Genomic DNA, 22,278 nt, shown 5'->3' on the forward strand with positions numbered 1-22,278 from the left:
TCCGCCCTCCCCGACCGGCCGCCGCCCGCCACGATCCGTGTCCGCGGCGCCCAACTCCTTGTCCCCTCATCGCCGAGCCGTACCCTCGTATCCATGACCAGCGACGACGCGGCGCCCTCCGCCCTCTCCCGCTCCATCGAGACCTACTCCGCGCTCTCCCCGGACCAGGCCGAGGACGTGCTCCGGCTGCTCTCGGAGGCCGCTCGGGCCGATGGACAGCAGGCCGTGTCCGAGCAGGGGCGGCTCCAGCTCAAGGGCGGGAGCCGCGAGGGCGTCCGGCATCTGCTGCTGACCGTCGGCCCCGAACTGGTCGGCTACGCACAGCTCGAGGACACCGACCCGGTCGAGGCCCCGGCCGCCGAACTGGTCGTCCACCCGGCGCACCGGGGGCACGGGCACGGTCGGGCGCTGGGCTCGGCGATGCTCAACGAGTCCGGGAAACGGCTGCGGGTGTGGGCGCACGGCGGTCACTCCGCCGCCCGGCATCTCGCACAGGTCCTGGGCCTCACCCTCTTCCGCGAACTGCGCCAGATGCGCCGCTCGTTGGACAACCTCGACCTGCCCGAGCCGAAGCTGCCGGAGGGTGTCACCGTCCGGAGCTTCGTACCGGGCGAGGACGACGCCGCCTGGCTCGCCGTGAACGCCGCCTCCTTCGCCCACCACCCCGAGCAGGGCTCCCTCACCCAGCGCGACCTGGACGACCGGACCGCCGAACCGTGGTTCGACCCCGCCGGCTTCTTCCTCGCCTTCCGCGGCGACGAACTCGTCGGCTTCCACTGGACCAAGGTCCACGCCGAGGAGGGGCTGGGCGAGGTGTACGTCCTCGGTGTGCGGCCCGGCGCCCAGGGCGGCGGACTCGGCAAGGCACTGACCACGATCGGACTGCGCCACCTCGCCGCACAGGCCCTGCCCACCGCGATGCTCTACGTCGACGCCGACAACAAGGCGGCGGTCAGCGTCTACGAGCGTCTCGGCTTCGTCACCCACGAGACGGACCTCATGTACCGCACGGAGTCCTGAGCCCGCGGCGCGCGAGCGCCGTTCCGGAGGCCGAAGTCAGCGGCGGGCGAGGACGGTTGTCCGGCGTCGCCGCAAGGGTTCGCCCAGGGAGCGGGCCCCCACCAGCACGGCCACGACCAGGACGGCCGCCCATCTCCGGTGCGCGTCGTCCCAGTGCGGGTCGGACGGGCCGACGAAGAGCTCCCAGCGCGCGGGAAGCAGTACCGCGGCGGCGAAGAAGGCGCCCACCAGTCCGGCGGATATCGCGATCCCCGGTTCGGTGGCCCCCGAATGCCGCACGGCGACGAGCGCGGAGGTCAGCGCGAGGGTCATGACAGCGGCCGCTTCCAGGGTGATCGCGCCCATCGGGGGCCGTCCCTCGGCGGGTATGAGGAACAGTGCGGCCGTCCAGCACACCGCCATGAACGGCACGACGAGCGCCAGCCGCAGCCCCGTCCGCACCGGGCGTCCGGTCGGCACCGTGGCCGTGGTGTGCCGGGCAGGGTCGTCGAGCAGGAACGCCAGTCCCAGGCCGAAGGCGAGGGCGGCGGCCCGCAGCAGGCTGAGACACAGCCACGGGTCCGGTTCCTCGGAGACCGTCCGGGAGGAGCCGGCCAGCATCAGCCCGAGGACGGCGCCCGTCATCACGGCCCACCGGGGCAGACCGCGCCACACCGGGCGGACCAGGGCGCGGGCCACGACGTGCGCCGGTGGAGGCCCGGCTGCCTTCGTGAGGTGGTCGGCGGAAGTTCCTGTCATCGTCTTCACTACTCCTCGCACGAGCCGCTCCCCGAGTCCGCCGGGGTCCCCTTGCCTCCGGCCGGTACGCCGAGCAGCTCGGCCACCCGTGCCGTGGGCGTCTTCGCGTTCGTCAGTTCCGTCCAGTGCGCCTTGACCCTCGCGGCGACGCTGTAGTGCGGCTTCTGAAGCAGCTCGCGCACCACGGTGGTCTGCTGCGCGGACATGGAGACGGGACTCGTGGGGGCCAGCGCGATGGCGGGGCCCTCGATGCTGTCGTCGAGGCGGACATCGCGCAGCGACTGCATCGGGTCCGGCTGAGTGCTCAGCGCCAGCCACACGATGGTCACCACGCGGGCGTCACACATCTCGCCGGCGGTCTTCTCGTTGCCGGCGACCAGGACCGAGGCGACGCCGACCGCGAACTCGGGAAGGCGGTTGCCGCCCCAGCTCGTGCCGACGGTGACATGTCCGGGCGTGGTGGAGGGGGGAATCGCGGCATCGCCCTGAAGGCCGTAGCGGGCGTCGATCCGCTGGCGCACGGTCAGCCGCTCGCCTCCGGCGGAACCGCCCGCGCGGGACTGGATGCGGTCGACCGCCTCGGCCCAGTCGGTGATGCGGCCGTTCCATTCCGGGAAGGCGCAATACGTGGACCGTCCGTGCCGTACACAGGTCTGTTCCTTCTGCGGGCTCACGGACGCCTTGGTGCGGGCGGCGATCAGCGAGGCCGGCTCGCCCGGGGACTGTCCGGCCACGCCGACGGCGGTCGCGGCGAGGGCGAGAGCGGTCGCCGACGTGACCAGCCTCGTCCGGCCGCCGCTCACCAGCACGGCGACGCAGAGCAGCAGGACCACGAGGCCCGTCAGATAGAGCGCGTGCCAGGCGGCCGGGCGGCCGAGCAGTTCGGAGGGGAAGGGGTCGGCGCCCTCTTCCGAGACGACCGGTCCGAGCCAGCTCACCCAGTGCTTCCCCTGGGTGGCCGAGGAGACCAGAGTGGTGAGGACGAACGCGCCGATCACGAAGGGCGGGGCGAGGAACCCGACCGGTATCACCCGGGCGAGCAGGACACCGAGGACTCCGGCCAGCAGGACCATCAGCGGGCCCACGACCAGTTCGCCGAGTGAACCGTGACCGACGGCGCCCGGCTTCAGCGCCGCCCAGGTGTACTGGAAGCCGACGACGAACGCCGTGATCGCGCCCAGGGGCAGGACGGACAGCGCGTGCGCCACCGTACGCCGCCAGTGCTCCATCGGCAGGATGTCGAAGTGCTGGTCGGTGGACTGCCGGCGGGACCGCAGCACGGCGCGGTTGACGCAGACGAACACGGCTATGGCCAGCAGCATGGGCGCCGACTGGGTGGACCGGTCGACGTCCTGGAGGACCGGGAAGTCGTCCATGCCCTCACGGCCGGAGAACAGGTTCCAGCCGGTGTAGCCGACATACAGGGCGAGGAAGACCAGGACCGGGATCTGCAGCAGCAGTTCGCGTGCTTCGAAGCGTGCGAGGGCCAGGACCGCGGCCGACCTGGATTCCCGGCCCCGGGCAGGCGGCTCCACCCCCGCGGGAGCCGTCCGCGTGACCGTGTCCGTGGTGGTGCTCATGCCGCCACCTCCGCGGTCCGGGCGTCGAGCGTGAGCAAGTAGCCGTCCTCCAGCGTCGGTTCGAGCAGGTCGGCGCCCTCGGGCGGATCGCCGACGTTACGGAAGGCGCCCGTGCCGGTACGCCATCCGGCCAGGGCCGAGGGATCGCGCTCCGTGCTGCTCCACACGCGGCCGGCCGCCCGCTCGGTCAGCTCCGCGGGGGTGCCCTCGAAGCGGATGCGGCCGGCGTCCATGACGATCACGCGGTGGCAGAGCATCGCGACGTCCTCGGTCTGGTGGGTGGAGAGCAGGACGGTGCGTCCCTCTCCCGCCTGTGCGATCAGTTCCCTGAAGCGCATGCGCTGTTCGGGGTCGAGCCCGACGGTCGGTTCGTCCAGGACGAGGAAGCCGGGGTCGCCGACCAGGGCGGCGGCGAGCGCGACCCGTTGGCGCATACCTCCGGAGAGCCGCTTGATGCGCTTGCCGCGCACGTCGGACAGGCTGACGGAGTCCAGGACGCGGCGGACCTCTCGGTGCCGGGCCCCGCGGTCGGTGAGCTCCTTGAGGATGGCCACGTAGTCGACGAACTCGAAGGCCGAGAAGTCCTGGTGGAATCCGGGGGTCTGCGGGAGGTAGCCCAGTGCGCGCCGCACGTCCAGGCGTCCGGCGGTGCCGGCCGGGTCGTGGCCGAGGACGGTGAAGGAGCCCCGGTCGGCGGGCACGGCGGTGGCGAGCACCCGCAACAGGGTGGTCTTTCCGGCGCCGTTGGGGCCGAGGAGTCCGGTGACTCCTTCCCGGAGGCGCAGGGAGACGTCGTCGAGCGCGAGCGTCCCGCCGAAGCGGAGGCTCAGCCCGGAGGCGGAGACAGTGGGAATCATGCTGCGTTCCTGTCGGTGAAGTCGGTGAACGGGAGGCGCGACGCGTCGAACCGGTCCCGGGCGAGATAGAGGAGTACGGCGGCCAGTGCCGCGACGGCGCCGGAGACGCCCTGCCCGGCCGCGGTGAACGGGGCGAGCGTGGTGTCGGGTTCCGTGGTCGCCCGGGCCGCGAGCAGCAGGGCGACCCAGCCGCCGCCGACCAGGCAGGGGGCGAGGACGGGACCGAGCCGGGAGGTGAGCGCGAGTCCGGTCGCGGTGAGGGCGAGGGCGGGCAGCAGCCAGGCCAGGGCGTGCAGTCCGTAGGAGGGGAGGGCGAGGGTGGCGAGGCCGCTGAACCCCAGGCACACGGTCAGGACCGCGACCGTGCGGATCATCAGGAGCCGGAAGCCGTGCAGCGGTGCGACCACCGCCATCTCGTACGTCGGGTCGATCCCGGGGCCGTAGGACACCGCGACCCCGGCGAGCGGGAGCAGTGGCGCGAGGGCCAGGAAGAGGGTGGGCGTGGCCCCTGCCCGCACCGCGTAGGCCGCGACCACGGTCATGACCAGGAGGGCACCGATCGCGCCCAGCCAGGAGCGGCGCAGGGCGGGGGAGGCGGCCAGCAGCCGTGCGGTGTGGTCGGCGACGCCGAGCCGGACGAGCAGCCACTCCACCGGACCCGGCCGCGGAGCGTCGAGTTCGGCGTCGAGCCGCTCCCAACCCGCGTCCAGGGCGACCGGGTCGCTGATCGCGGCCAGCGTCCCCCGGCACCGCTCGCACGCGGCGAGGTGGGTGTCGGCGGACCACAGACGGGGCGCCGCCAGCTCGCCGCGCGCATAGGCCCGGATGTCGTCCTCCGGCACGTGCCAGGTCATACGGCTGCCACCGGTCGTCTCCATGCCATCGCTTCCGTGACGGTCGTCGCTCATGCCAACGCCTCCCGCAACTGCTTGCGCGCACGCAGTGCCCGCGTCTTGACCGTGCCCGGCGGGATACCGAGCAGGACGGCCGCTTCCCTGGTGCTGAGTCCGTCGATCACGGTGGCCTGGAGCACGGCCCGGAGTTCGGGCGAGAGCCTGGTCAGCGCGCCCGCCAGGTCGCCGTGTTCGACACCCGCCAGCACGCGCTCCTCCGCGGAGACCTCGTCACGGTGCCGGAGGCGGGCCAGCGCGTTGCGGAGCCGGCCGCGCGCGCCGTCACCGCGCATCGAGTCGACGAGGCGCCGGGAGCCGATGCGCCACAGCCAGCCGGCCGGGTCGCCCTCCTCGCGGTAGCGGGCGGTGCCGCGCCACACGGCGAGGAAGGTCTCCTGGACGACGTCGTCGACGATCCCGGCGTCGGCGCACCGGCCGCGCAGCCGCGCGGTCAGCCATGGCGCGTACCGCCGGTACAGCTCTTCGAAGGCGCGACGGTCCCCGTCCGCCGCGATGGCCCGCAGCAGCTCTCCGTCGCTTCTCGTTTCCCTCACATCCCCTCATCGGATGAGCCCTGCCGATCGGTTCACGCATCGGCCGGAAATTTTCGAAAGCCTTCGCGTGCCTGGTGAACACCCTGATTCACGGCCGGAGCGACACGCCCCGCGGGCCCGGAACTTGACGACGGCCCCCACCTTGCACCACCCTTTCACTACTCAATTAGTGAAAGGGTGGTTGCCCGAGTGGTCGTGTACCGCATCGACCGGCGCAGTGGCGTCGCCACCTACCTCCAGATCGTCCAGCAGACGAAGCAGGCGCTCCGGCTCGGTCTCCTCGAACCGGGCGACAAGCTCCCCACGGCCCGCGAGGTCGTGGAAGCCACCGCGATCAATCCGAACACCGTCCTGAAGGCCTACCGCGAACTGGAGCGCGAGGGGCTGGTCGAGGCCAGGCGCGGACTCGGCACCTTCGTCCGCAGGACGCTCGGCGCCGCCCCCGCGGACTCGCCCCTGCACGAGGACCTGGAGGCCTGGGCCCGCAGCGCCCAGGCCGCCGGCCTCGACCGCGAGGACGTGGCGGCGCTGTTCGGCTCCGTACTGGACACACACTTCCCGAAGGGGGACCAGTGAGCTCCACCAGCACCACCCGATCCACCGTCGCCGTCGAGGCGCGCGGTCTCACCGTGCGCCACGGCAGGCGCGCCGCCGCGGCCCTGGACGACTGCTCCTTCCGCCTCCCGGCCGGGCGGGTCAGCGCCCTCGTCGGCCCCAACGGCGCGGGCAAGTCGACGCTGCTGGCGACCCTGGCCGGGCTGCTGCGCCCCGCCGCCGGCACCGTCACCGTGCTCGGCACCGGACCGGCCGAGGCCCGCGAGCGCATCGCCTACCTCGCCCAGGACAAGCCCCTGCACCCCCAGCTCACGATCGCCGAGACGCTGCGCCTGGGCGCCGAGCTCAACCCGGCCCGCTGGGACGCCGCGCACGCCGCCTCGATCGTGGAGCAGGGCTCGCTCGACCCGCGCAGCAAGGTCCGGACGCTGTCCGGCGGCCAGCGGACCCGCGTGGCACTGGCCCTCGCGCTGGGCAAGCGGCCCGAACTGATGCTGCTGGACGAACCGATGGCCGACCTGGACCCGCTGGCCCGCCACGAACTGCTGGGCACCCTCATGGCGGACGCCGCCGAACGCGGCACCACCGTGCTGATGTCCTCGCACATCGTCACCGAACTGGCCGACGCCTGCGACCACCTGCTGCTCCTGGGCGGCGGACGCATCCGGCTCGGCGGCGGCCTGGACGACCTGCTCCTCGCGCACACCCTGGTCACCGGACGCGGCACTCCCGCCGACCTCGCCCCGCACCTCGTCGTCGAGTCCCGCCCCGCCGGCCGCGGCCTCACCGCCCTGATACGCAACGACGGACCGGTGGACGAACGCTGGCAGGCCGAGCGCCCCTCCCTGGAGGAGCTGCTCCTCGCCCATCTGCGGTCCCCCGAGACCCCCGCGCTGCTCACCCCCGGCACGACCGCGGCCCCCGTGGCGGTGACCCGATGAGCGCCATCGCCCCGACGGCCCCCGCGCGCCGCACCCTGCCCGCGCCGCGCGGCCTGGTCTGGACGGTCCTGCGGCTGCACCGCACCGCACTGTGGATCTGGACCGGCTTCGTCGTGCTCACCGCCGGACTGCTCCTGTGGCTGTACGGCCCCGGCGCCGGCCACACCCAGCTTCTGCTCGACACGTTCGGCTACGCGGGCGTGCAGGAGGACGCCTGGACGGTCGGGGCCCGGGGCACGCTGTCGGGCACCTACAACGAACTCTTCCGGGACCCGGCCTCCCTGCTGAGCATCGCCTCCTTCTCCGTCGCCGTCTTCGCGGCCGGCTCGCTGACCGCCCGCGAACTGGAGAACGGCACCGCACGCCTGGCCTGGACCCAGTCCGTCACCCCGGCCCGCTGGCTCGCCGCCAAACTGGCGGTGCCCGCGCTCTTCGTCACCGTCGGCACGGGCCTTCTGGTCGTGCTGTACCGGATGCTGTGGTCGGCCCACAGCAATCTCCTGCTGGCCGGCATCGGACCACGCGCCCTGTACTTCTCCATCGGCCCGGCCACCGTCGCCGCCCCGCTCCTCGGCCTGGCCGTCGGCGCCTTCGCCGGTCTCGCGCTGCGCCGCACCCTGCCCGCCCTCGCGGTCGCCGGTCTCGCGCAGTACGCGGTCATCATGTTCCGCGCCAACTCCTGGCCCTTCCAGGGCAGTTACCAGCAGCCCGAACTGTCCGTCCGGAGCCGGGCGATCACCTCCACGGGCGCGGAGATCCCCGACCCGGGCTGCTACGACAGCCAGGCCTGCCTCGCCCGGCACGACGTCGTCCGCTTCACCCGCCAGTACCTCCCCTCCCCCGACTACTGGCCCCGCCAGCTCCTGGAGACCGGCGCCATGCTCGCCGCCACCGCGATCCTGGTCGCCGCCGCCTTCGCCGTCCTGCGGAAGAGGTCGACCTCATGACCACCCTGACCGGCCGACGCCCGTCCGACCCGGCCCCGTACCGACCGCCCCGCCCGTCCCCGTACCGCCCGTCCGGCCTGACCTGGACCGTGCTGCGCCTCCACCGCACGGCCCTGTACGCCTGGGGCGCCGCCCTGCTCACCGTCGTGGCGGCCCTGATCTGGATGCACGCCATCGGCCTCGACACCCGCGCGACCGTCGGCGGCTGCGACGCGGCGGACCCGTTCCCGATGGACTGCGGAATCGTCCGGGAAACCTCGTCGGACAAGATCTACGACTACGCCCTCTTCATGCTCTCCGTCTGTGTCACCTATCTGATGTACGCGGTCGCGGTCTGGGCGGGTGCCGTGCTGACCGCCCGCGAACTGGAGAACGGCACCGCGCAGCTCGCGTGGACCCAGTCCGTCACCCCGGCCCGCTGGCTCGCCACCAGGCTCACCGTCCCGGCGGTCCTGCTGACGGCGGGCATCACACTGGCGGTTCTGCTCGGCAACTGGACCCGCCGAGCCAGGAACGGGCACCTGTCCGGCGGCTGGTTCAACACGAACGTCTTCATCTCCTCCGGGCCGGTGGCCGTCGCGTACGCCCTCGCGGGGCTCGCCCTCGGGGCGCTCGCGGGCCTGGTCCTGCGCAGGGCCCTGCCCGCCGCCGCGGCCGCCCTCGCCGCGGCCTACGTCCTGCACGAGGTGCTGGACGGGTTCCGGATGAGCCTGTGGCCCGCCGAGACGACCACCGGACCGGCCGCACTCCAGCTCCCGCACGGCACGCTGGTCCTCGAACACGGTGCCGTCACCGGCGCCGGCGAGCGGCTGAGCAACAACATGGCCTGCGTCGGAACCGACAGCGCCGCCGCCCTCGGACGGTGTATGAAGCGGACGGGGCTGACCGATTTCTGGACGACCTATCAGCCGGAGTCCCATTTCTGGCCCCTCCAGCTCGTGGAGAGCGGCCTGCTCCTGGCCGTCGCGGGGCTCGCGGCCGCCGCGGCCTTCGCGCTGCTGCGCCGACGGCATTCGTAACCGGCGGTAGCACCGGCGGACGCGCACACGACGCGGGCGGGTGTGTACACGGCTCCCGGACATGCAGACGTCCGGGAGCCTCCCCCAGATATCCCGCACGTCATGTCGCCGTAACCATCGATTCAGGTGACCTTGCGACGCTCGAGCAATGCAGCCCGCCGTGCCCGAGCCGTCTCCCGCGCCGGAGAACGAGCCCTCACCGTCGACGCCGAGCCAGCGTACGCCGGCGAAGCGGAACGGGAATCTCCGTATCACCGCGCTGACACCCGCCCTCTCCGACGCGCCGGTCTCGCCTCCGGCACGGAAGAATGGGTCCATGAACCAGCGAAGCGCCCAGGCACCCGTGCAGCACCCGCAGCCGTCCGTCGGCTCCATCGCCGCCCACCGTCCGCACACCGTCGCGGCGAACGTGTCCGACCTGGAGCCCGACCTCGACGCCGACCTCGACGCGTACGAGGACCTGGAGCAGGACGGGATCATGCTGCCGCAAGGGCGCTTCCTGGACCGCGAGCGGAGCTGGCTCGCGTTCAACGAGCGCGTTCTGGAACTCGCGGAGGACCCGAACACGCCCCTGCTGGAGCGCGCCAACTTCCTGGCGATCTTCGCCAGCAACCTGGACGAGTTCTTCATGGTCCGGGTGGCCGGCCTCAAGCGCCGCATCGCCACCGGTGTCGCCACCAAGTCCGCCTCGGGCCTCCAGCCCCGCGAGGTCCTGGAGATGATCTGGGCCCGCTCCCGCGAACTCATGGCCCGCCACGCGGCCTGCTACCAGGAGGACGTCGCCCCCGCGCTCGCGGAGGAGGGCGTCCACCTCGTCCGCTGGAGCGAGCTGACCGAGAAGGAGCAGGCCCGCCTGTTCACTCTCTTCCGGCACCAGATCTTCCCGGTCCTGACCCCGCTGGCGGTCGACCCCGCGCACCCCTTCCCGTACATCTCCGGCCTGTCCCTGAACCTCGCCGTCGTGGTACGGAACCCGGTGAGCGGCCACCGCCACTTCGCGCGCGTCAAGGTCCCGCCGCTGCTCTCCCGCTTCCTGGAGGCCTCTCTGAGCCGCTACGTCCCCATCGAGGACGTGATCGCGGCCCACCTGGAGGAGCTCTTCCCGGGCATGGAGGTGCTCGAGCACCACACCTTCCGGCTCACCCGCAACGAGGACCTGGAGGTCGAGGAGGACGACGCCGAGAACCTCCTGCAGGCCCTGGAGAAGGAGCTCATGCGGCGCCGCTTCGGCCCGCCGGTGCGCCTGGAGGTCGAGGAGTCCATCGACCGCTACGTCCTCGACCTCCTCGTACGCGAACTGAAGATCTCCGAGGCCGAGGTGTACCCGCTGCCGGGTCCGCTGGACCTCACCGGCCTCTTCGGCATCGGTTCCCTGGACCGGCCCGAGCTGAAGTACCCCAAGTTCATCGCGGGCACCCACCGCGATCTCGCCGAGGTCGAGTCGGCGTCTCCGCCCGACATCTTCGCCGCGCTGCGCGAGCGCGACGTCCTGCTGCACCACCCGTACGACTCCTTCTCCACCTCGGTGCAGGCCTTCCTGGAACAGGCCGCCGCCGACCCGGACGTGCTCGCCATCAAGCAGACGCTCTACCGCACCTCCGGCGACTCGCCGATCGTGGACGCGCTGATAGACGCGGCCGAGTCCGGCAAGCAGGTCCTCGTCCTGGTCGAGATCAAGGCGCGCTTCGACGAGCAGGCGAACATCAAGTGGGCCCGCAAGCTCGAAGAGGCCGGCTGCCACGTCGTGTACGGCCTCGTCGGCCTGAAGACCCACTGCAAGCTGTCGCTCGTGGTCCGGCAGGAGGGCGAGACCCTGCGCCGCTACTCCCACGTCGGCACCGGCAACTACCACCCGAAGACCGCCCGGCTGTACGAGGACCTCGGGCTGCTCACCGCCGATCCCCAGGTCGGCGCGGACCTCTCCGACCTGTTCAACCGGCTCTCGGGCTACTCGCGCCGCGAGACCTACCGCCGTCTGCTCGTCGCGCCCAAGTCGCTGCGCGACGGCCTGGTCGCGCGGATCAACAAGGAAGTACAGCACCACAAGGCCGGACGCCCCGCCTTCGTCCGCATCAAGGTCAACTCGATGGTGGACGAGGCACTCATCGACGCGCTGTACCGCGCCTCCCAGGCCGGCGTGCCGGTCGACGTCTGGGTGCGCGGGATATGCGCCGTCCGCCCCGGCGTCGCGGACCTGTCCGAGAACATACGGGTCCGCTCCGTCCTCGGCCGCTTCCTGGAGCACTCCCGGGTCTTCACCTTCGGCAACGGAGGCGAACCCGAGGTGTGGATCGGCAGCGCCGACATGATGCACCGCAACCTCGACCGGCGGATCGAGGCCCTGGTCAGGGTCACCGACCCGGCTCACCGCGCAGCCCTCAACCGGCTGCTGGAAACCGGCATGTCCGACACCACGGCCTCCTGGCACCTCGGCCCCGACGGCGAGTGGATCCGCCACGCGACCGACGCGGAGGGACAGCCCCTGCGGAACGTCCAGGAGATGCTCATAGACGCCCGGAGGCGCCGGCGTGGCACAGCAGCACCTTGATCCCCCCACCAGCTCCGTGGCCGAGACGGCCCCCCTCGACGGGGGAGACACCCCGATCGGTGACGCCCTGGCGGGCTATCTGCGGGCCCAGGCCACGGAATTCCTGCGCTCGCTGCGCCAGCACCGGGAAACCGGTGGCGCGGCGAGCGCCGGAGGGGAGTCCGGCGACGCGGCGCGCTCCCTGCGCCACTCCGCCCGCCGCATCAGCGGCAGCCTGCACACCTTCCGGCCGCTCCTCGACGCGGACTGGTCGGAGGGGATGCGCCCCGAGCTGGCCTGGCTCTCGGGCACCCTGGCGCGCGAACACGCCTATGCCGCACGCCTGGAACGGCTGATCGGCGCGCTGAACCGGCTGTCCGGCATGGCCACCGTGCCCGGCCAGGCAGGCCGGGGCCCGGCCGCCGCCTCCAAGGCCGGCAGTCTCACCGTCGGCGCCGCGAAGGCGGGCGCGCTCCTCGACCGCCAGCTCACGCTCGCCCGCACCCGCGCCCATTCGGCGGCCCTCCAGGCACTGGGTTCCTCCCGCTTCCACGCCGTCGCCGACAGCGTCGCCGTGCTGGCCAGCGAGGTTCCGCTGGCCCCGGCCGCGGGCACCGCCGATCTGCGACCGCTGGCCGCCGCGGCCCAGGAACGGCTGGCCGACGCCGTCAGCGCGCTGCCGCTGGTCGTCGCCGGCCGTCCCTACAACGCGGAAGCCCTCGTGCACGGCCTCACCGCCGACACCGCTCCCCAGCCGCAGGACGCGCCCTGGCACCAGGTCCGGCTGCTGCTGCGGCTGCACCGCTACGCCGGTGAGGTGCTGCACCGGGGCGAGTGCCCCGTCGACGTACGAGTGCTAGGCGCCGGCACGGCGCTGAACCGGCACCGGGACGCGGCGGAAGCGGCCTCCGCCGCCGCCTCCGCGGCACGCACCCCGCGCATCGCGCCGGCGACGGCGTACGCGCTCGGTGTGCTGCACGCCGACCAGCGCCACGAGGTGGAGGCGGCACGGTTCGCCTTCCAGCACGCCTGGCAGAAGGAAGCCGTACGCACCCCCTGAGGGAGGCCCCATGGCCGGCGACACGATTCACGCGGCGGGCTGCGTCCTGTGGCGCCGCTCCCCGGTCGACTCAGCGCTGGAGATCTGCCTCGTCCACCGGCCCAAGTACGACGACTGGTCGCATCCGAAGGGCAAGCTGAAACGGGGCGAGGCCTTCCTGACCGGCGCGCTGCGCGAGGTCGAGGAGGAGACGGGTTACGACGCCGTCCCCGGTGCCGTGCTTCCCACCCTCCGCTATGCCGTCGGCGGGCGCCCCAAGGAGGTCCGCTACTGGGCCGCGCGAGCGGCCGACGGCCGCTTCGCCCCGAACGACGAGGTGGACCGCGTGCTCTGGCTCTCCCCCACCGCCGCGCGCCACCGCCTCACCCAGCCGCGCGACCGCGATCTGGTCGACGCGCTGCTGGACGCGCTGCGTCTGGCCTGACGTGTTCCCCTGGAGAGGAAAGGCGCCGCCCCGGCTTTCGGCGCGGCGCACGGCCATGCGCGAAATCGAGCCGGGGGAGCCGACGGCGGCCACTCACCGTAGCGAGCGCACCCTTCGCTGTTGCTCATGAGGAAATCGGGGCGAATGAGCTATGACGGGAACATGGGCGTCACGCGTCGCGACCACACCCGTTCGATTACCTGGAGTTTCCCTTCCGGCCCCCTCAGCCGGGACACAGCCGTGTCCTCGACGTGAGCGTTCCGTGACCTCACCGCACCGCCGTCAGGGGTTCACCCCCCGTTCACTTACGGCCTTTGGCGCCTTCACCTGATCTGCTTAATTTCGGCCTTACGCGGTGCGAAGGAAGCCCCAGGGCTAACTCTCCTCATCGCTACGGACCGCAGTACACAGACATCGCACGCCGCCACCTGACGGCGGCTCCTGGAAGGAACTCCCGAAGTGAAGCTTCAGCGCATGAACCGGCGGGCCCTCACCCTCGGTGCTCTCGCCGTCTCCGGCGCCCTGGCCCTCACGGCGTGCGGTTCTGACGACACCGGCAACAACAGCGGTGGCGGCAGCTCGGCCTCGGCCAGCAACAACAGCTCCATCAAGTGTGACAACGCCAAGGGTCAGCTGCAGGCCTCCGGCTCCTCCGCGCAGAAGAACGCGATCGACGCCTGGGTCAAGGCCTTCACGGCCGCCTGCAAGGACGTCCAGATCAACTACAACCCGACCGGTTCGGGCGCCGGCATCACCGCGTTCAACCAGGGCCAGACCGCGTTCGCCGGTTCGGACTCGCCGCTCAAGCCCGAAGAGGCCACGGCCGCCAAGAAGGTCTGCGGCGGCAACAACGCGGTCGACCTGCCCATGGTCGGCGGCCCCATCGCGATCGGCTACAACCTCGACGGTGTCGACAACCTCGTCCTGGACGCCTCCACGGTCGCCAAGATCTTCGACGGCAAGATCACGAAGTGGGACGACAAGGCCATCCAGGCCCTGAACCCCGACGCGAAGCTCCCGTCCACCAAGATCCAGGCGTTCCACCGCTCGGACGAGTCCGGCACGACGGACAACTTCACCAAGTACCTGAAGGCCGTCGCTCCGTCCGACTGGAACTACTCCGGTGGCAAGGCCTGGCAGGCCAAGGGCGGCCAGTCCGCTCAGGGTTCCGCCGGTCTCGCCCAGCAGGTGAACCAGACCCCCGGCGCGATCTCGTACTTCGAGCTCTCCTACGCCTCCGGCAGCATCAAGGCCGCCGCCCTCAAGACGGGCGCCGCCACCCCGGCCGCCGCCACCGTCGAGAACGCCACCAAGGCCATCTCCTCCGCCAAGGTCGTCGGCACCGGCAGCGACCTGGCCCTGGAGATGAACTACAAGCCGACCGCCGAGGGCGCCTACCCGCTCACCCTCGTCACGTACGAGATCCTCTGCGAGAAGGGCAACAAGGCCGACACCCTGGCCGCCACCAAGTCCTTCCTGACCTACATCGCGAGCGAGGACGGCCAGGCGCAGCTCACCGCCGCCAAGTACGCGCCGATCCCCGCCGAGATCATCACCAAGGTTCGCTCCACCATCTCGACCCTGAGCTGACCCGAGTGTGCGGCCCGCCTCGCCGAGGCGGGCCGCACCGTCCGGTGCACCGCCGCCTGGAGCCGGTACTCGAACCGGCTCCGCAGACCGGAGACTCATGATGGACATATCGACTCAGAGCACTGAAGCGCCTCCCCCCACCCCACGATCTTCGGGTGCCGCGCGCAAGCGCGCCGCCCGCGGTGCCACCCGCGCCGGAGACCGCGTCTTCCTCGGCCTCTCCCGCGGTTCCGGCATCCTCCTCCTGGTGATCATGGCCGCCATCGCGGTCTTCCTCACCTACCGCGCCTCCCTCGCGCTCAGCAAGAACGAGGGCAACTTCCTCACCACCTTCGAGTGGAACACCAACATGGTGCCGCCGGTCTTCGGCATCGCGGTGCTGGCCTTCGGCACGGTGGTCTCCGCGATCATCGCCATGGCCCTCGCGGTCCCGGTCGCGGTCGGTATCGCCCTGTTCATCACGCACTACGCGCCGCGCAAGCTCGGCGGACCCATCGCGTACGTGATCGACCTGCTCGCCGCCGTCCCCTCCATCGTGTACGGCCTCTGGGGCGCCATCGTCCTCGTACCGCACATGAACGGGCTGTTCGGCTGGCTCGACACCTACTTCGGCTGGACCGGCATCTTCGCCTGGCAGGGCGGAGCGCCCCGCTCCATGCTCACCGTCGGCATCCTGCTCGCGATCATGATCCTGCCGATCATCACGAACGTGAGCCGTGAGGTCTTCCGCCAGGCCCCGCAGATGCACCAGGAAGCCGCACTGGCCCTCGGCGCCACGCGCTGGGAGGTCATCCGCATGTCGGTGCTGCCCTTCGGCCGCTCCGGTGTGATCTCCGCCTCGATGCTCGGCCTCGGCCGCGCGCTCGGCGAGACGATGGCCGTCGCCACCGTGCTCTCCCCGACCTTCGACATCCAGGCCAGCCTGCTCGACCCGGGCGGCGGCACCTTCGCGCAGAACATCGCGGCCAAGTTCAACGAGGCCACGGAGTTCGGCCAGGACGCCCTGATCGCCTCGGGTCTGGTCCTGTTCGTGATCACCCTGCTGGTGAACGGCGCGGCGCGCTTCATCATCAACCGCCGCAAGGAGTACTCGGGGGCCAACGCATGAGCAACGCACCCGTCACCCGCAAGCACGCCAGCACCCTGCGCGGCGGCAGCCTCCCGAAGTGGTCACCCTGGGCCATCGCGGCGGGATCCATCGCCGTCGGACTGGGCGTCTCCCTCGCCGCCGGCCTGGACAGCAAGGTCCAGTGGGGCCTGATCGCCGCGATCGTCTTCGTCCTCGGTACGTACGGGTTCGCCGCGCGCGTCGAGGGCCGTCGCCAGGCCAAGGACCGCGTCGCCACCAGCATGGTCTGGGTCTGCTTCATCGTCGCCGTCATCCCGCTCGTCTCCCTGATCTGGGAGACCGTCAAGCGCGGCGCGAACGTCTTCGACGTCTACTTCCTGAGCCACTCCATGGGCGTGGTCGCCGACGCCGAGACCGGCGGCGGTATCTACCACGCGCTCATCGGCACCCTGGAGCAGGTCGGCATCGCCTCCCTCATCGCCGTGCCGGTCGGTGTGCTGACCGCGATCTACCTCGTCGAGTACGGCCGCGGCAAGCTCGCCAAGGCGGTCACCTTCTTCGTCGACGTCATGACGGGCATCCCGTCGATCGTCGCCGGTCTGTTCATCCTCAGCTTCTGGATCCTGATCCTGGACATGGGCTACTCCGGCTTCGCCGGCGCGATGGCCCTGGCGATCCTGATGATGCCCGTGGTGGTCCGCTCCACCGAGGAGATGCTCAAGCTCGTCCCGAACGAGCTCCGCGAGGCCTCCCTCGCCCTCGGCATCCCGAAGTGGCGCACGATCCTCAAGGTGGTCCTGCCGACGTCCCTCGGCGGTATCACCACGGGTGTGATGCTCGCGGTCGCGCGTATCACCGGTGAGACCGCCCCCGTGCTGCTGTTGGTGTGGGGTACGAACTTCATCAACAACAACCCGTTCGACGGCCCGCAGGCTTCGCTGCCGCTGTACATCTACCGGCAGTACGCGGCGGGAACCCCGGCGTCCACCGACAGGGCCTGGGCGGCCGCGCTCGCCCTCATCCTGTTCGTCATGATCCTCAACATGGGTGCCCGCGCCATCGCGCGCTGGAAGGCACCCAAGGCGGGCCGCTGACGCGGCCGATCAGCGATCCGATCCTTTCGAAAGAAGCAGTGACTGACATGGCCAAGCGAATCGACGTAAGCGGTCTGACCGCCTACTACAGCGCCCACAAGGCGATCGAAGACATCTCCATGACGGTCGAGCCCCGCTCCGTGACGGCCTTCATCGGCCCCTCCGGCTGCGGAAAGTCGACCTTCCTGCGCACCCTGAACCGCATGCACGAGGTCACCCCCGGTGGCCGCGTCGAGGGCAAGGTGCTGCTCGACGACGAGGACCTGTACGGGAACGGCATAGACCCCGTCGCCGTGCGCCGCACGATCGGCATGGTCTTCCAGCGCCCCAACCCCTTCCCCACCATGTCGATCTTCGACAACGTGGCGGCGGGCCTGAAGCTCAACGGCTCCTACAAGAAGTCCGAGCTCAATGACGTCGTCGAGCGTTCCCTGAAGGGCGCGAACCTCTGGAACGAGGTCAAGGACCGGCTGAACAAGCCCGGGTCCGGACTGTCCGGTGGTCAGCAGCAGCGTCTCTGCATCGCGCGGGCGATCGCGGTCGAGCCGCAGGTCCTTCTCATGGACGAGCCCTGCTCGGCCCTGGACCCGATCTCCACCCTCGCCATCGAGGACCTGATCGGTGAGCTGAAGGAGCGCTTCACGATCGTCATCGTGACGCACAACATGCAGCAGGCCGCCCGCGTCTCCGACCGCACGGCGTTCTTCAACCTCTCGGCGGTCGGCCAGCCCGGCCGCCTCATCGAGATCGACGACACGGAGCGGATCTTCTCCAACCCGTCCGTCCAGGCCACGGAGGACTACATCTCCGGTCGCTTCGGCTGACCGGACCGCCTCCCGAATACCCCTCGCGGTGCTGCATGGCGGTGCCACCGCGAGGACGAGAAGGGCCCGCCCCTGGCTCCCGGGGGCGGGCCCGCTCGTTTTCCCTCCGGGGCAGGCGGGCTCGCTTCCGTTCCCGGGGGCGGGCCCGTTCGTCTCGCTCCGCGCGGGCCGGCTCGCTTCCCGGCCCGGCCTTGGAGCCGGCCCCCGTACCTGGGGGCTCCACCCCCAGACCCTCGTTGCCCGCCCACCCGTCTCGGTGGGCCGCGAAGGCACCCCGGAGCGACGCCCCGCCGCTCGTATCCGGCCGACCGGGTCCGGCGACGGGCGGACGGGTGTGCGGGCACGGCCCAGGTACGGGACTAGCCCCAGGCACGGGGACCAGCAGCCCCAGGCACATGGGGGGCGAAGCCCCAGGTAGGCACCAGACACCCGGGAACGGGAACGCAAAAGGCCGGCCCCGAAGGACCGGCCCGCGCACCGCCGGACACCCCGGCGGCGATCACACCCCTACAGAAACGCCAGATTCACGACCCAGAAACTGGCCGCGGCCACGAGACCAGCGGCCGGCATGGTGATGAACCAGCCGAGGACGATGTTCTTGGCGACACCCCACCGCACGGCGTTCACCCGCTTCGTCGCCCCGACACCCATGATCGCCGAGGTGATGACATGCGTCGTGGAGATCGGCGCCTTGAAGAGGTACGCCGTCGCGAACATGATCGACGCACCGGTCGTCTCCGCCGCGAACCCCTGCGGCGGATCGAGCTCGATGATCTTCCGTCCCAGCGTCCGCATGATGCGCCAGCCACCCGCGTACGTGCCCAGCGACAGCATCATCGCGCAGACGATCTTCACCCAGACCGGGATCGGGTCGTCCGCGCCCTGCTCGCCGGCGATGACCAGCGCCATCACCACGACACCCATCGTCTTCTGGGCGTCCTGGAGACCGTGCCCGAGCGCCATGCCGGCCGCGGACACCGTCTGCGCGATACGGAAACCGCGCTTGGTCTTGTGCGGGTTGGACCGCCGGAACAGCCACATGATCAAGGCCATCACGAGATAGCCGACGAGCAGACCGACGATCGGTGACAGGAACATCGGGATGATGACCTTGTCGACCAGCCCGCTCCAGTAGACCGCCGTACCGCCCGCCAGGGCCGCGCCGACCATGCCGCCGAACAGGGCGTGCGAAGAGGAGGACGGCAGACCGAAGTACCAGGTGATCAGGTTCCAGGTGATCGCGCCGAGGAGCGCCGCGAAGAGGATGCCCATCCCCTTCGAGCCCTCGGGCGTCTGGATCAGCCCCTCACTGACGGTCTTGGCGACCCCGCTGCCGAGGAACGCGCCGGCGAGGTTCATCACCGCGGCCATGGCGAGCGCGGCCCGCGGCGTCAGGGCACGCGTGGACACGGAGGTGGCGATGGCGTTCGCCGAGTCGTGGAAGCCGTTCGTGTACGTGAAACCGAGCGCGACCCCGATGGTCACGATCAAAGCAAAGGTGTCCATGAACGGGTCAGGACTCCTTGACGGCGATGGTCTCCACCGTGTTCGCCACGTGCTCGAACGCGTCGGCCGCTTCCTCCAGCACGTCCACGATCTGCTTGAGTTTCAGCACCTCGATGGCGTCGTACTTGCCGTTGAAGAGGTGGGCCAGCAGTTTGCGGTGGATCTGGTCGGCCTGGTTCTCCAGACGGTTGACCTCGATCCAGTACTCCGTGAGGTTGTCCATGGTCCGCAGATTGGGCATGGCCTCGGCGGTCAGCTCGGCCGCGCGCGCCAGGACCTCGATCTGCTGCTCGACGCCCTTGGGGAGTTCCTCGACGTTGTAGAGGACGACGAGATCGACGGCCTCCTCCATGAAGTCCATGATGTCGTCGAGGGACGAGGCGAGGTTGTAGATGTCCTCGCGGTCGAAGGGCGTGATGAAGGAGGAGTTCAGCTGGTGGAAGATCGCGTGTGTCGCGTCGTCACCAGCGTGTTCCGCGGCCCGCATACGCTCTGCGATCTCGGCCCGAGCGGAAGCGTCCGCCCCGAGCAGTTCCATCAGGAGTTTCGAGCCCGTGACGATGTTGTCCGCGGATGCGGAGAACATGTCGTAGAAGCTCGTCTCCCTGGGGGTCAGACGAAAGCGCACGTTGGGGTCCTCGGGGTGCTTCGGTTCGGTCAGGCTGATGCTAGGCGCATCATCCGGCCACGGCTAACGGGCCGCCACCCAGTGTCGCCCATCAGGCACAGTGATCGGCACGGGGTCCGGTACCGGCGCCGGGCAAGGGCTCCCTACCCAGCAAAGTTCGGTACGATATACCCACCAGGGGTATATGTAAGTGGCGTTTCAGACAGGATCGCCGATCGGATCCAGCAGGAGGACGCGATGACGACCACCGAGGCCGGCGCGACGGCGCCCTCCGGCGACCCGCAGAAGATCGTGACCGACCACGACCGCGGCATCCACGGCTACCACCAGCAGAAGGACGAGCACCTGAAGCGGCTGCGCCGCATCGAGGGCCAGATCCGGGGCCTCCAGCGGATGGTCGACGAGGACGTCTACTGCATCGACATACTCACCCAGGTGTCCGCCTCCACCAAGGCCCTCCAGTCCTTCGCCCTCCAGCTCCTGGAGGAGCACCTGCGTCACTGTGTGGCGGACGCGGCCCTCAAGGGCGGCGACGAGATCGACGCGAAGGTCGAGGAAGCGACGAAGGCGATCGGCCGCCTGCTGCGCACCTGAGCCGGCCGCGACGGCCCCGCGAAATGCGCGAAACATGAGAGATACGACGCATGTGACATCCGCGACGCGCGCGCCTCGGCCATCAGGACGGGGCCGGAAAGGACTAGTCCTCCCCGCCCCGCTGCGCGGGAGCGCGTTCTTCGGCCACTTTCAGCACCGCGTCGATGCTCTCCAGGCTGAGGCGGTCCTCGTGCGCCGCCGAGGCCGCGATGATCAGCTCACCGCACAGGTCGATCTCGGCGAGGGCCACGTGGTCCTGAACTGCCGCACCGCCGACCGGGGCCACGCACATCACCTCTTCCTGCCGTCACCGACTTCCTAGAGTAGGGAGCGGCCTACACACCGCGCATGGCACGGAAGGGCCATTTCCAGCCCTCCTCTGAAGCTACGACTCCGGATGCTCTTGCCCATCACCCCGGAAGCCACTACTCCGCGATCTTCCCGGCGTAGATGTCGGAGGAATCCGGCAGCCGTACGACCGCGGGGCTGCCGAAGTCGTACAGCAGGAGCGTCGAGGCGACGGCCACGGTGCCCCTCCGCTGTCCGTTGACGAAGCTGAACCGGTGCCGGACCTTGCGCAGCCGCCCCTGGTCGTCGAGGTAGGCGTCGAACGGCACCGCGGTGGTGGCGAACCCCTTCGCCGCCGCCCTCAGCGCCGGCCGCTGCCCCGCCGAGGCGTCCCGGGCGGCGGTGCCGAGGTCGGCGGTCCCGCGATAGTGCCGTACGGGGATCCCGGCGACCTCGGTCTTCCCCACATAGGTCACCGACCGCGCGCCGCGCAGCAGTTCGGCCGCGGCGTACGGGTCGGTGGCGCCGCCCGTGACGAGGTTGCCGTCCGTGAGGCCGGCGGTCTCCACGCGCACCCATTTGTCGGCGGGCACTCCGGCCCCCCGGTTCTTCATGAACAGAGCGCCCGGAGCGAGGAGTTCGGTGATCGGCCGGTGCTCGGCCGCTCCCGCGGGATCCTGCGGCAGCAGCACCTTCAGCCGCCCCGTCTGCTTCCTGAAGTCGTACACGCCCTGCCCGCGGATCGTGACCCGGGTCCCGCCGGTGGCCATCTCCATCGACGTGGTGGCCTTCGCGCTGCCGGCGCGCTCCAGGGCGGCCACCGCCCGGCGCAGCGTGTCGGCGGTGCCGGGGCCGCTGCGGACGTCCTCCGCGGCCGCCCCACCGCCCGAGCATCCGGTGCCACAGACCATGAGTCCCGCCGCGACGAACGCGATCAGGACCGCCGCCCGTTCCTGCTGCTGCGCCACCATCGTCCACCGACCCCCAGCCGGTCCGTCCCGGGCCATCCCGTCGTTCCGGTTAACGACAGGTCGAGGCGCCCGTCACGCGGCGGGAATCCGTTCACTTGGCTTGGGTAACGTTGCCGGTGTGGAGCATCTGGACGAGACGGACCCTGTTCCCGGTCACCGGACGACCACGGTCGAGCAAGGCCCCTTCTGCCTGGCCCGCTGCACCTGCGGCTGGCGGGGCCCGGCCCGCCGCGCCAGGAGCCAGGCCCGCACGGACGCGGCGACCCACGCGCTCACGGTGACCACCTGACGTCCCCGCCGAGCCTCCCGCCCGGTACGAGCACCGCGCCCCGCGCCAACGGGCCCAACCTTCTTTCGCCCCCTCCGCCCCTGCCCTTCTCGTACCTGGGGCTGCGCCCCCGACCCCGCTCCTCGAACGCCGGACGGGCTGAAACCCACCCGAGCCACGAAGCATCCGCAGCCGGGTACGCACGTGAGGGGCCGTGCCGGTACATCGATGCCCGTCGCCACCGACGCCCACCCCTCACCCAACGGCGACGGGCTGACGCACCGGCACGGCCCCGACCCCAAATATGAATATCACACTTCTGAACTACACA

23 protein-coding genes are annotated in these 22,278 nt (G+C 70.9%); 14 read left to right on the top strand and 9 right to left on the bottom strand.

Translation table 11 applies throughout. The features are described from left to right. The first annotated feature begins 93 nt into the window (after window positions 1-93). On the top strand, window positions 94-1,020 hold the full coding sequence (gene mshD, locus ACWEBX_RS09980; RefSeq protein WP_451884411.1) for a mycothiol synthase: 927 nt from the start codon (window positions 94-96) through the stop codon (window positions 1,018-1,020). Between the two features lie 36 nt (window positions 1,021-1,056). Here mshD and ACWEBX_RS09985 read toward each other — a convergent pair whose 3' ends face one another. Genes ACWEBX_RS09985 through ACWEBX_RS10005 form a run of 5 tightly spaced genes read right to left on the bottom strand, consistent with a single transcriptional unit; the run spans window position 1,057 to window position 5,642 of the window. Continuing rightward, a complete protein-coding gene (locus tag ACWEBX_RS09985) occupies window positions 1,057-1,758 on the bottom strand; it encodes an ABC transporter (protein ID WP_451884412.1) in 702 nt (233 codons plus the stop codon). 8 nt (window positions 1,759-1,766) lie between these two features. Then, a complete protein-coding gene (locus ACWEBX_RS09990) occupies window positions 1,767-3,338 on the bottom strand; it encodes an ABC transporter permease (RefSeq protein ID WP_451884413.1) in 1,572 nt (523 codons plus the stop codon). Next, window positions 3,335-4,195 (bottom strand): ABC transporter ATP-binding protein, encoded by an 861-nt coding sequence (locus ACWEBX_RS09995; RefSeq protein ID WP_451884414.1) that lies wholly within the window; start codon window positions 4,193-4,195, stop codon window positions 3,335-3,337. The genes ACWEBX_RS09990 and ACWEBX_RS09995 overlap by 4 nt, the downstream gene beginning before the upstream one ends. Next, complete coding sequence (locus ACWEBX_RS10000) at window positions 4,192-5,049, bottom strand: zf-HC2 domain-containing protein (protein WP_451884431.1); 858 nt, start codon at window positions 5,047-5,049, stop codon at window positions 4,192-4,194. Before ACWEBX_RS10000 ends, ACWEBX_RS09995 begins: the two co-directional genes overlap by 4 nt. Before the next feature lie 50 nt (window positions 5,050-5,099). Further along, window positions 5,100-5,642: an RNA polymerase sigma factor gene (locus ACWEBX_RS10005; RefSeq protein ID WP_355759889.1), complete on the bottom strand. Its 543-nt coding sequence runs from the start codon at window positions 5,640-5,642 to the stop codon at window positions 5,100-5,102. A gap of 189 nt (window positions 5,643-5,831) precedes the next feature. Between ACWEBX_RS10005 and ACWEBX_RS10010 the strand changes: the two genes are divergently transcribed. From ACWEBX_RS10010 to pstB, 11 genes are all read left to right on the top strand, one after another. Further along, a complete protein-coding gene (locus ACWEBX_RS10010) occupies window positions 5,832-6,218 on the top strand; it encodes a GntR family transcriptional regulator (RefSeq protein ID WP_451884432.1) in 387 nt (128 codons plus the stop codon). Next, a complete protein-coding gene (locus ACWEBX_RS10015) occupies window positions 6,215-7,138 on the top strand; it encodes an ATP-binding cassette domain-containing protein (protein WP_451884415.1) in 924 nt (307 codons plus the stop codon). The genes ACWEBX_RS10010 and ACWEBX_RS10015 overlap by 4 nt, the downstream gene beginning before the upstream one ends. Next, window positions 7,135-8,085: a hypothetical protein gene (locus tag ACWEBX_RS10020; protein WP_451884416.1), complete on the top strand. Its 951-nt coding sequence runs from the start codon at window positions 7,135-7,137 to the stop codon at window positions 8,083-8,085. The genes ACWEBX_RS10015 and ACWEBX_RS10020 overlap by 4 nt, the downstream gene beginning before the upstream one ends. Further along, the gene (locus ACWEBX_RS10025; protein WP_451884417.1) at window positions 8,082-9,104 is read left to right on the top strand and encodes a hypothetical protein; all 1,023 of its coding nucleotides are present in this window, start codon (window positions 8,082-8,084) and stop codon (window positions 9,102-9,104) included. Before ACWEBX_RS10020 ends, ACWEBX_RS10025 begins: the two co-directional genes overlap by 4 nt. A gap of 316 nt (window positions 9,105-9,420) precedes the next feature. After that, window positions 9,421-11,652, top strand: a complete 2,232-nt coding sequence (locus tag ACWEBX_RS10030) for an RNA degradosome polyphosphate kinase (protein WP_451884418.1) — start codon at window positions 9,421-9,423, stop codon at window positions 11,650-11,652. Continuing rightward, complete coding sequence (locus ACWEBX_RS10035) at window positions 11,633-12,691, top strand: CHAD domain-containing protein (protein ID WP_451884419.1); 1,059 nt, start codon at window positions 11,633-11,635, stop codon at window positions 12,689-12,691. The genes ACWEBX_RS10030 and ACWEBX_RS10035 overlap by 20 nt, the downstream gene beginning before the upstream one ends. 10 nt (window positions 12,692-12,701) lie before the next feature. Further along, window positions 12,702-13,115 carry an NUDIX hydrolase gene (locus ACWEBX_RS10040; protein WP_451884420.1) on the top strand — a complete coding sequence of 138 codons (414 nt, stop codon included), beginning with the start codon at window positions 12,702-12,704 and terminating at the stop codon, window positions 13,113-13,115. Between the two features lie 459 nt (window positions 13,116-13,574). Continuing rightward, entirely contained in the window at window positions 13,575-14,705 is a 1,131-nt protein-coding gene (gene pstS / locus ACWEBX_RS10045) for a phosphate ABC transporter substrate-binding protein PstS (RefSeq protein ID WP_451884421.1), read from the top strand. 100 nt (window positions 14,706-14,805) lie between these two features. Next, entirely contained in the window at window positions 14,806-15,813 is a 1,008-nt protein-coding gene (gene pstC, locus ACWEBX_RS10050) for a phosphate ABC transporter permease subunit PstC (protein ID WP_451884422.1), read from the top strand. Next, window positions 15,810-16,868 carry a phosphate ABC transporter permease PstA gene (gene pstA, locus ACWEBX_RS10055; RefSeq protein WP_451884423.1) on the top strand — a complete coding sequence of 353 codons (1,059 nt, stop codon included), beginning with the start codon at window positions 15,810-15,812 and terminating at the stop codon, window positions 16,866-16,868. Before pstC ends, pstA begins: the two co-directional genes overlap by 4 nt. 47 nt (window positions 16,869-16,915) lie before the next feature. After that, window positions 16,916-17,692 carry a phosphate ABC transporter ATP-binding protein PstB gene (gene pstB / locus ACWEBX_RS10060; RefSeq protein WP_451884424.1) on the top strand — a complete coding sequence of 259 codons (777 nt, stop codon included), beginning with the start codon at window positions 16,916-16,918 and terminating at the stop codon, window positions 17,690-17,692. Window positions 17,693-18,199: 507 nt separating this feature from the next. On the opposite strand, the gene ACWEBX_RS10065 is transcribed toward pstB, so the two are convergent. Together ACWEBX_RS10065 and ACWEBX_RS10070 are read right to left on the bottom strand one after the other, a co-directional pair. Further along, window positions 18,200-19,198, bottom strand: a complete 999-nt coding sequence (locus ACWEBX_RS10065) for an anion permease (protein ID WP_451884425.1) — start codon at window positions 19,196-19,198, stop codon at window positions 18,200-18,202. A 7-nt stretch (window positions 19,199-19,205) separates the two neighbouring features. Beyond that, window positions 19,206-19,826, bottom strand: a complete 621-nt coding sequence (locus ACWEBX_RS10070; protein WP_037622416.1) for a DUF47 domain-containing protein — start codon at window positions 19,824-19,826, stop codon at window positions 19,206-19,208. A 237-nt stretch (window positions 19,827-20,063) separates the two neighbouring features. Here ACWEBX_RS10070 and ACWEBX_RS10075 point away from each other — a divergent pair, with 237 nt between their 5' ends. Continuing rightward, complete coding sequence (locus tag ACWEBX_RS10075) at window positions 20,064-20,420, top strand: metal-sensitive transcriptional regulator (RefSeq protein WP_451884426.1); 357 nt, start codon at window positions 20,064-20,066, stop codon at window positions 20,418-20,420. Window positions 20,421-20,523: 103 nt separating this feature from the next. Here the strand turns inward: ACWEBX_RS10075 and ACWEBX_RS10080 are convergent, their stop codons facing one another. Beyond that, window positions 20,524-20,712, bottom strand: coding sequence for a hypothetical protein (locus ACWEBX_RS10080; protein WP_451884427.1), 189 nt, complete (start codon window positions 20,710-20,712; stop codon window positions 20,524-20,526). A 133-nt stretch (window positions 20,713-20,845) separates the two neighbouring features. Next, window positions 20,846-21,679 carry a hypothetical protein gene (locus ACWEBX_RS10085; RefSeq protein WP_451884428.1) on the bottom strand — a complete coding sequence of 278 codons (834 nt, stop codon included), beginning with the start codon at window positions 21,677-21,679 and terminating at the stop codon, window positions 20,846-20,848. A 118-nt stretch (window positions 21,680-21,797) separates the two neighbouring features. Between ACWEBX_RS10085 and ACWEBX_RS10090 the strand changes: the two genes are divergently transcribed. Next, window positions 21,798-21,968: a hypothetical protein gene (locus ACWEBX_RS10090; protein WP_451884429.1), complete on the top strand. Its 171-nt coding sequence runs from the start codon at window positions 21,798-21,800 to the stop codon at window positions 21,966-21,968. Window positions 21,969-22,278: the final 310 nt, after the last annotated feature.

The sequence above is a fragment of the Streptomyces sp. NPDC005070 genome, from assembly GCF_053600395.1.

Bases quoted from the DNA above. Each gene is read 5' to 3' on its own strand.
- mshD (WP_451884411.1), top strand. From the start codon at position 94: ATGACCAGCGACGACGCGGCGCCCTCCGCCCTCTCCCGCTCCATCGAG.
- ACWEBX_RS09985 (WP_451884412.1), bottom strand. From the start codon at position 1,758: ATGACAGGAACTTCCGCCGACCACCTCACGAAGGCAGCCGGGCCTCCA.
- ACWEBX_RS09990 (WP_451884413.1), bottom strand. From the start codon at position 3,338: ATGAGCACCACCACGGACACGGTCACGCGGACGGCTCCCGCGGGGGTG.
- ACWEBX_RS09995 (WP_451884414.1), bottom strand. From the start codon at position 4,195: ATGATTCCCACTGTCTCCGCCTCCGGGCTGAGCCTCCGCTTCGGCGGG.
- ACWEBX_RS10000 (WP_451884431.1), bottom strand. From the start codon at position 5,049: ATGACCTGGCACGTGCCGGAGGACGACATCCGGGCCTATGCGCGCGGC.
- ACWEBX_RS10020 (WP_451884416.1), top strand. From the start codon at position 7,135: ATGAGCGCCATCGCCCCGACGGCCCCCGCGCGCCGCACCCTGCCCGCG.
- ACWEBX_RS10025 (WP_451884417.1), top strand. From the start codon at position 8,082: ATGACCACCCTGACCGGCCGACGCCCGTCCGACCCGGCCCCGTACCGA.
- ACWEBX_RS10030 (WP_451884418.1), top strand. From the start codon at position 9,421: ATGAACCAGCGAAGCGCCCAGGCACCCGTGCAGCACCCGCAGCCGTCC.
- ACWEBX_RS10040 (WP_451884420.1), top strand. From the start codon at position 12,702: ATGGCCGGCGACACGATTCACGCGGCGGGCTGCGTCCTGTGGCGCCGC.
- pstC (WP_451884422.1), top strand. From the start codon at position 14,806: ATGGACATATCGACTCAGAGCACTGAAGCGCCTCCCCCCACCCCACGA.
- pstA (WP_451884423.1), top strand. From the start codon at position 15,810: ATGAGCAACGCACCCGTCACCCGCAAGCACGCCAGCACCCTGCGCGGC.
- pstB (WP_451884424.1), top strand. From the start codon at position 16,916: ATGGCCAAGCGAATCGACGTAAGCGGTCTGACCGCCTACTACAGCGCC.
- ACWEBX_RS10065 (WP_451884425.1), bottom strand. From the start codon at position 19,198: ATGGACACCTTTGCTTTGATCGTGACCATCGGGGTCGCGCTCGGTTTC.
- ACWEBX_RS10075 (WP_451884426.1), top strand. From the start codon at position 20,064: ATGACGACCACCGAGGCCGGCGCGACGGCGCCCTCCGGCGACCCGCAG.
- ACWEBX_RS10080 (WP_451884427.1), bottom strand. From the start codon at position 20,712: ATGTGCGTGGCCCCGGTCGGCGGTGCGGCAGTTCAGGACCACGTGGCC.
- ACWEBX_RS10085 (WP_451884428.1), bottom strand. From the start codon at position 21,679: ATGGTGGCGCAGCAGCAGGAACGGGCGGCGGTCCTGATCGCGTTCGTC.